This is a genomic window from Arsenophonus sp. ENCA (genome assembly GCF_002287155.1).
In the GTDB taxonomy this organism is placed as follows: Bacteria; Pseudomonadota; Gammaproteobacteria; order Enterobacterales; family Enterobacteriaceae; genus Arsenophonus; species Arsenophonus nilaparvatae.
Genome location: NZ_NHNG01000154.1, coordinates 1 through 553, shown reverse-complemented (window position 1 = coordinate 553; position 553 = coordinate 1). Strand labels below are relative to the sequence as shown.

1 protein-coding gene and 1 pseudogene are annotated in these 553 nt (G+C 42.1%); one reads left to right on the top strand and one right to left on the bottom strand.

What is annotated here, in order from left to right:
• The coding region (locus CBG25_RS04210; protein ID WP_290603898.1) for a transposase family protein at positions 1-353 on the top strand (353 nt) is incomplete at its 5' end.
• Positions 354-406: 53 nt separating this feature from the next.
• Here CBG25_RS04210 and CBG25_RS04205 read toward each other — a convergent pair.
• Positions 407-553, bottom strand: a pseudogene (locus tag CBG25_RS04205) (antA/AntB antirepressor family protein); the annotation flags it as partial.

The following is a 553-nucleotide window of genomic DNA, read 5'->3' as shown; positions in this document are numbered from 1 at the left end:
TGAGCAAAAATGGGCGCCGTCACGATAAACGCTTACTCGATAAAGTCGATATAATTCGCCATATTCCTCCTGAGGTAACCATCTGGGCAGATACCGGTTTTCAAGGTATAGATAAACAGCATCCTAATACACAAATCCCAAAAAAAGGAACTCGAAAAAGACCTTTATCGCCTGAACAAAAACAAGAAAATAAAATAATCTCGGGCATCCGTATTACAGTTGAACACGCCATCGCGGGTATCAAGCGCCTCGGTTGCATGACCCAAATTTTACGGAATCGTAGACCCTTTATTGATGATACCTTCTTACTCCTTAGCGCAGGTCTTTGGAATTTCCATCTCAGAACAGCGTAAAATTTACTTCAATCACCGAAACACCCTTATTTCACTATTAAGCAACACGCTTATTCAATAAAGTACTGCCTCGCCTGTTTCCCTTTTTCGTTACGCTCAACCATTGAGAGTTCTTTCGCCATATCGATGCTGATGCAGTAGTCTTTCATTGGACGTTGGCGAGATTTTGCACTCCCCGATTTTGGGGAGCTCAAATTTTC